The sequence below is a fragment of the Microcoleus sp. OTE_8_concoct_300 genome (assembly GCF_031383065.1).
Taxonomy (GTDB): Bacteria; Cyanobacteriota; Cyanobacteriia; order Cyanobacteriales; family Microcoleaceae; genus Microcoleus.
The window spans coordinates 24,215-30,214 of record NZ_JANMZH010000402.1; the positions used below are offsets into that span (position 1 = coordinate 24,215).

The following is a 6,000-nucleotide window of genomic DNA, read 5'->3' on the forward strand; positions in this document are numbered from 1 at the left end:
CAATTGGTTAATGATCTAAATTTGGTTAACGGAACGATAAAAAAAGCTTTTTTGTACCCTCTACACGGTAGAGTCTAGCGCTATGATGACCCCTTTGAACCTGCTGCACCCTCAGAAGATTGGGAAGTGCTGCAATCATTGTACTGGATACTCATATATGGGTGTGCTGGGTTGACAACAATAGGCGACTGACTCAAAAACACCAGGATTGGATACAACAATATCAGTCTCAAGGTTTAGGAGTTAGCATAATTTATTGTTGGGAAGTCGCTAAATTGGTAGAGCTGGGAAGACTAACTCTGTCTCTAGTAGTTGATGAGTGGTTAGCAGCAGCTTTAGCTGATCCGGGAGTGCAGCAACTCGAACTCACAATTCCTATGATTATTGAGTCAACCAAACTCACGGGTTTTAACCGCCATCCTGCTGACCAAATTATTATAGCAACAGCGAAAATATATGGGTGTCCGGTGCTGACGGCTGACGCGAAAATTTTGGCATATCCTGAAGAGCAGACTCTTAAATAATAGAGGTTGAAATGTGTGGATTCTGTTTGAATTTATAAGTTGGTAGGGTGCGCAATGCGCACCTTACCAACTCAAAACTCAAAACTCAAAACTACTACCGAGCCCAATCTGTACCGCGCCACAGCGTAAAAAACAAAACACTAGAAATCAGCGCGCCCAGCAGCCACTTAAGAGCATTTTTAAATAACCCCAAGCGCTGACTTGACTGAACAGCAGCTTTTTGCGTCTGCAACCGTTCCTTAGCCGGAGTAATTCTCGAAAGAATTTGGTCTTTCAATTGCTGTGGGTTTTCCGTATCCGCTTGTACCCCCAAACGGGTAAGTTCCCCCGCCAAAGTCCTTAAATCTTCAGGACTACCCTTAGTCAGCCGTTCTTGCACCTGCTGCAACTGAGCAAATTGTTGCTTTGCTTGAGTCTCAATTTGCTGGTTGTTTTGGTTGTTGACGTAGATAGTGCCAAAAATTCCCAAAGGCAGCATCAACAGAAAAACCAGACCTAGTAGCAGACACAGCCAAGACAAAAGCTTCAAAAAAAGGTCTTCGAAACGTTTGCGGTCGTACCCTTCTCCAAAAAATATCAGCGCCATTGCCAGTAGAGGAACTGGCACCCGTTCCACTATAGCCCCAATCGTCTGCAATTCCCAGAGGCGATTGCCAAAATTTGCTGGTATAAGAACTGCAATCGTATCTAATACAGACAAAATTAACAGACCGTAGCCAATCCAACGCAGCCTGTAGATAGAAAAACCTTGATCACCTTGTACGTCATTCATAAAATAATCAGAATTGTTGTTAAGAAAAATCTCTCTTGATCCCGCCCAAAAACGGATACAAGACCCCGACTCCTGTCGTGGATAGTCAAAAATTTTAGACTCTTGTTCAAGCTTCCAGATTTATCTGTGGAGTAAATCTAAAATCTCAAATCTAAAATCGACTGACTAGACTCAAGGCTCGGGAAATCGCGGCTGCCACCACCCATACCAAGAAACCCAAGCATTCTCTAGAATTTTTTTGGCATCTTCTGGAGTTGTTTTATCCAAAGGCACAGACATCTGAGTCCACAAACAGCGCCGGTCTTGAATATTTCCGCGACCCAACAACCAAAACAGAATGCGGTTCGGGCGCCAATCGCGAGTATTTCGATTATATCTAAACTGTTGGGAAGTGACTGTAGCACCGCCGCTAGGATTGATACACGAACTCAAATACAGTCTATTGTTCAGTTGCAAAATTCCGTGAAACCCCGCGCCTTGAGTGTTTACTAATGCTAGTTTACCAGGAGATGACTTGAGAACTGTATTTGCCTTCATCATACCTTCCACTTCCCCAAGGGTGTCTACGGCATAGCGCATCTCTATTTCTAGATCCCTGCTATTTTTTTGATATTCATATTTCCTGGCAGCTTTGAATCCTGAATTGTCCCTAATTTCGAGCGGAGCGCTCTTGTGCAGTTTCCAATCGGCTAGAGGCACCGACTCGGGAAACTCAAACGGGGTTGCCAGATGCTTGTTGGCAGATGGAGAGAAAACCACTTTTCCGGCAACCAACAAAACCCCTCCCAAAGTAACAGCCAAGAGGGAAAGCCTAACTGGTTTCCAAGAGGTAATAGCCATTAGCAATTCTGTTCTTCCTTATTTTGGGGTTGGTCTTTCAAAATTGCAAACCAGCAGAATAACCCGAAAATAAATACAGCAATCATCGAAAAGATTACCGAACCAGTTCCTTGGTGCCAGTATTTAAATGCTTCGGGTTGAGATAGCGATACCAGCAAGGCCAGGAGAGCAACTCGCGCAGCATTCACTACAAATGCACTAATTATTGCCACGAGTGGCACTAGAATTTTTTGACCCACCGTTGTTGGAAACATCAGCAAGAAAAGCACAGCCATTCCTAACACTTGTAGAATCACAACCTCCCCCGAACAGCCGTGATACACTTCCACGCTTCCCTTTTCCAGGATTAGCAAAACCCCTTTCCGCACCACTTCAAATCCTAGATAGTGCAGGATAAAAGCTGAAAATTTTGCTGTTAATGCGGCTACATCAACGAATACTCCGATAAATCCAGGAGGAATAGCTGTATAGCCAAGAATTATAAGTTCCTGCCAATATTGTTTCAGTCCTTTTGTGCCAGAAGCCAGTAATGCAAGACTGATTCCCGACAAAAAAGGCGTTGCTCTGATAAACAAGTCGTATCCAGATATCGACGAACTTTTGAGCAATATTAAAGCAAGTAACGATGCCCCAAAGAAGCTGGCGAAAACTCCGCTTTCAAAAGTTAAGGATTCGTGCTTTTCCCAAATGAAAAATGCCACGACTCCCCAAAACAGTAACATTGTGCCGAATAGGTCAGTGTCGTTTGTTCTATAAGCCAGAGTTAGGTGCAGGGCAATCAAACCGGAGGCGATGCCTAACAGCCAGTATTTAGGTTCTTGGACGTGCTTGAGCCAGTTGATTTCGGTCATTGCTACTTTCTGTTTTTAGTAAAAGCTTCTAAAGTGCTTACTTAACGTGGTAACTTTATACAAATTATCCGCCAGAAACACTTTAATTTATGCGTTTGGGATGATTGTTAACTAAATCTTCACAAAAATTGACAAAAGTGAATCTTTGTGATATTTACCTCCACCTAATTAAATCTGAAGTTAGGCGCTGATACCAAAGAAAGCGGGTTTTTTAACTCCTGGCGATCGCACTCCACGAAAGATTTTCCTCCCTCAAACCTGGTTTCGGCGCCAGAAGTTTAAATGTAAAGCAATTCGGCAAGACGGAAACCTTTTTGGACGCACTCTTGAGCTTGAAAACCGGGTTTTTTACCGGTTCGGCTTTCTGGCGGCCGGTGCGCCCAAGAGTAGATTAATTAGAGTAGACTTTCCGGTAGTAAGTTTGATATTCCTCCGAAAGCAGGGGTTCCCACCACAGACGATTGGCCAAGTACCATTCCACAGTTTGCCGCAAACCTTCTTCAACTGTTACTGAGGGAGTCCAACCTAACTCTGTTTTAATTTTGGTGGCATCAATAGCATAACGCCGATCGTGCCCGGCTCTGTCTTTGACAAATGTAATCAATTGTTCGCAAGGACGCGCGGGCAAATCAGAAGCTAATTCATCCATTAGCTGGCACAGCATTTTTACTAAATCGAGATTTTTTACCTCGTTGTTACCGCCAACATTGTAGGTTTCCCCTGGTTGGCCGCGGTGAATAACGGCATCTAAAGCGCGGCAGTGGTCGAGCACGTAGAGCCAATCTCGCACGTTTTGACCGTCGCCGTATACTGGCAGCGGTTTGCCCAATAGTATATTGATGCACATTAATGGAATGAGCTTTTCTGGGAAGTGATAGGGACCGTAATTGTTTGAACAGTTGGTGATAATTGTCGGGACGCCGTAGGTGTGGAAATAAGCGCGGGCGAGGTGGTCGCTACCAGCTTTGGAAGCTGAGTAGGGACTGTTGGGCGAGTACGGGGTTGTTTCTGTAAATGCTGGGTCGTCGGGGCCGAGACTGCCGTAAACTTCGTCGGTAGAAACGTGGAGGAAGCGCATTTGTGCTTTGAGAGACAACTCATCAATTGCTTCTAAATGCTTGCGGAAGGCTTCTAAAAGTGTGAAGGTGCCGACAACGTTTGTTTGAACAAAGGCTCCGGGCCCGATAATTGACCTGTCAACGTGGGATTCTGCTGCAAAGTGGGCGACTGTGTTGATGTTTTCTTCTTTCAGCAAGGTATCGACTAGGGTACGATCGCAAATATCCCCCTGCACAAACCGAAAATTTTCTCCTCCTTCCAAAGTTGCCAGGGTTTGTCTGTTGCCGGCGTAGGTTAAAGCGTCGAGTACCACTACTCGATCGCCCGGATAGCTGCTGCACCAGTGATGCACAAAATTCGAGCCTATAAATCCAGCTCCGCCCGTCACCAACAATCGGCGAGGGGATCGCTCAATGCCTTGATTCCCGCTGTCTGTCATAAAAATAAAAGTTTTTCCAATAACTAAGTCTTTTCAAAAGTACCGTTAAAAGTAGTTTCTCATCAAGTGTGGGTCTCCATGTCATTAAATTTTCTCTTGTCTCACTTGAGATTTTATAATATGGGCGCGATCGCCCCGCTATGGGCTCACCTGACTTTAAGAAAGAGTTTTTTTTTGGTCAAAACGCTTACAGAGCAAGCATTTAATATTTTTAAGCTGGCAACTTTAAATTTGAATTGTGTGAGGCTATAGTTGACATTTGCGATCGATCCGCGATTTTGGCCGCAAGAGAGTTGATACATTTGTAAAGAGCTGTTACCATTAATTTTTTAATTATCCTTTACAATCTCCAGAAAACCATGAAGAAGTTTCAAGTGTTAGCTGGCATTGCTTCCGTCGTCGCGATCGCAAGCAGCATCGCACTAGGTGACGCTGCATCTGCTTACCCCTGTTCCTACAACAAATCTGGGGCGGCTAAATCTGGTTCTGCGACAACGCTTCTAGGTTCCGGTGGCTCGGATCAAATGAATCCGTGGAAATCCTACAAAACAGCAGCTCTCGGTTTCCTAGGTTTGGCTGGAGTTTTGGGTGGCGGTGCGGCCTACATGAGCTACCGTGCCGGCAAGCGCGCCTCTGCTGCTTGCGCTGCGATGAGCGATAATTTTGAAGTTTGTGAAGAGCCGATCGATCAGATCGCAGATGCAGGTGTTTCTGAATACCTGGAAGTTCCGGCGTTGCTCGATTTGGCGGCGGCGGGTGCTGTAGCTGAGTCAGCAGATGCGGTTGCAGCCGTTCGCGAACACCCTGAAGCTCCGGGCGGCGAGCTGGATTTGCCGGTTTCGCCAGTTGCCGAGTTGAGTTCGGAAATTGCGATCGAACAAGTCCAAAGCGCGAGCCTCAAATAGTTATCTAAAACCAAAGTATTTGCTCAGCGAACCTCCTATCTTGCAAGGAAAGGAGGTTTTTTGAGGTGAAATTATCTACCCCTACAATTTCCTGTCATTGCGATCGCCAAGCTCTGCAAAAAATGACCGATGAATCGATAGCGCACAATATCATATTCCGGCGAAGCAAAAAACGGCCGAATTAATACCAATTTAAAAAAGTCTTGCTACAATCCTCAATTTTATATCAATTATTAAAAGTCGCCGCTCCTGGTCAAAACACGGCAGTGCCGTCTTCCTACTGTATTTGATCCGATTGAAAACTGAAGAAAGAATTAGATGACTCAAAGCGAGACATTACGCTGCCGAGGCGATCGCCAGAAATACTCTTCAGATCAATCTGAGGGTAGACGGCAAAAGTTCAAATCGCCTGGTAGCCTGGGAAATATAGCCCTACAGATTACAACTATAGGTTGTCAGGAACCTTAGCCTAAAGGCATAAGGCTTGAAAGAGAAATCTAGAAAGCCATCCTGACGGGCCTAAGTCCTTCGCGGACTACGTTTTTTGAGTCACGACACCGGGCGGATGCGTAGCTAGTCAAGAGCTCTGTCGCTGAGAGTTAAACAATCT

General features: G+C 45.2%; 6 protein-coding genes. 2 read left to right on the top strand and 4 right to left on the bottom strand.

All coding sequences use genetic code 11. The features are described 5' to 3' along the window. The first annotated feature begins 119 nt into the window (after positions 1–119). Positions 120–524: a type II toxin-antitoxin system VapC family toxin gene (locus tag ACUVJL_RS18350; RefSeq protein ID WP_445247173.1), complete on the top strand. Its 405-nt coding sequence runs from the start codon at positions 120–122 to the stop codon at positions 522–524. A gap of 94 nt (positions 525–618) precedes the next feature. On the opposite strand, the gene hpsJ-A is transcribed toward ACUVJL_RS18350, so the two are convergent. The 4 genes from hpsJ-A to rfbB form a co-directional block, all read right to left on the bottom strand. After that, a complete protein-coding gene (hpsJ-A, locus tag ACUVJL_RS18355) occupies positions 619–1,296 on the bottom strand; it encodes an HpsJ-like protein, cyanoexosortase A-associated (protein ID WP_445247174.1) in 678 nt (225 codons plus the stop codon). 171 nt (positions 1,297–1,467) lie between these two features. Further along, positions 1,468–2,136 (bottom strand): cyanoexosortase A system-associated protein, encoded by a 669-nt coding sequence (locus ACUVJL_RS18360; protein ID WP_445247175.1) that lies wholly within the window; start codon positions 2,134–2,136, stop codon positions 1,468–1,470. Further along, positions 2,136–2,987: a cyanoexosortase A gene (gene crtA / locus ACUVJL_RS18365; RefSeq protein WP_445247176.1), complete on the bottom strand. Its 852-nt coding sequence runs from the start codon at positions 2,985–2,987 to the stop codon at positions 2,136–2,138. The genes ACUVJL_RS18360 and crtA overlap by 1 nt, the downstream gene beginning before the upstream one ends. 391 nt (positions 2,988–3,378) lie before the next feature. Next, a complete protein-coding gene (rfbB, locus tag ACUVJL_RS18370) occupies positions 3,379–4,485 on the bottom strand; it encodes a dTDP-glucose 4,6-dehydratase (protein WP_445247177.1) in 1,107 nt (368 codons plus the stop codon). 359 nt (positions 4,486–4,844) lie between these two features. Between rfbB and ACUVJL_RS18375 the strand changes: the two genes are divergently transcribed. Continuing rightward, a complete protein-coding gene (locus tag ACUVJL_RS18375; RefSeq protein WP_445247178.1) occupies positions 4,845–5,390 on the top strand; it encodes a hypothetical protein in 546 nt (181 codons plus the stop codon). The last annotated feature ends 610 nt before the right edge of the window (positions 5,391–6,000 follow it).

What these genes read in the sequence shown, in the direction of transcription:
- hpsJ-A (WP_445247174.1), bottom strand. Translation starts at nt 1,296, where the DNA reads ATGAATGACGTACAAGGTGATCAAGGTTTTTCTATCTACAGGCTGCGT.
- ACUVJL_RS18360 (WP_445247175.1), bottom strand. Translation starts at nt 2,136, where the DNA reads ATGGCTATTACCTCTTGGAAACCAGTTAGGCTTTCCCTCTTGGCTGTT.
- crtA (WP_445247176.1), bottom strand. Translation starts at nt 2,987, where the DNA reads ATGACCGAAATCAACTGGCTCAAGCACGTCCAAGAACCTAAATACTGG.
- rfbB (WP_445247177.1), bottom strand. Translation starts at nt 4,485, where the DNA reads ATGACAGACAGCGGGAATCAAGGCATTGAGCGATCCCCTCGCCGATTG.
- ACUVJL_RS18375 (WP_445247178.1), top strand. Translation starts at nt 4,845, where the DNA reads ATGAAGAAGTTTCAAGTGTTAGCTGGCATTGCTTCCGTCGTCGCGATC.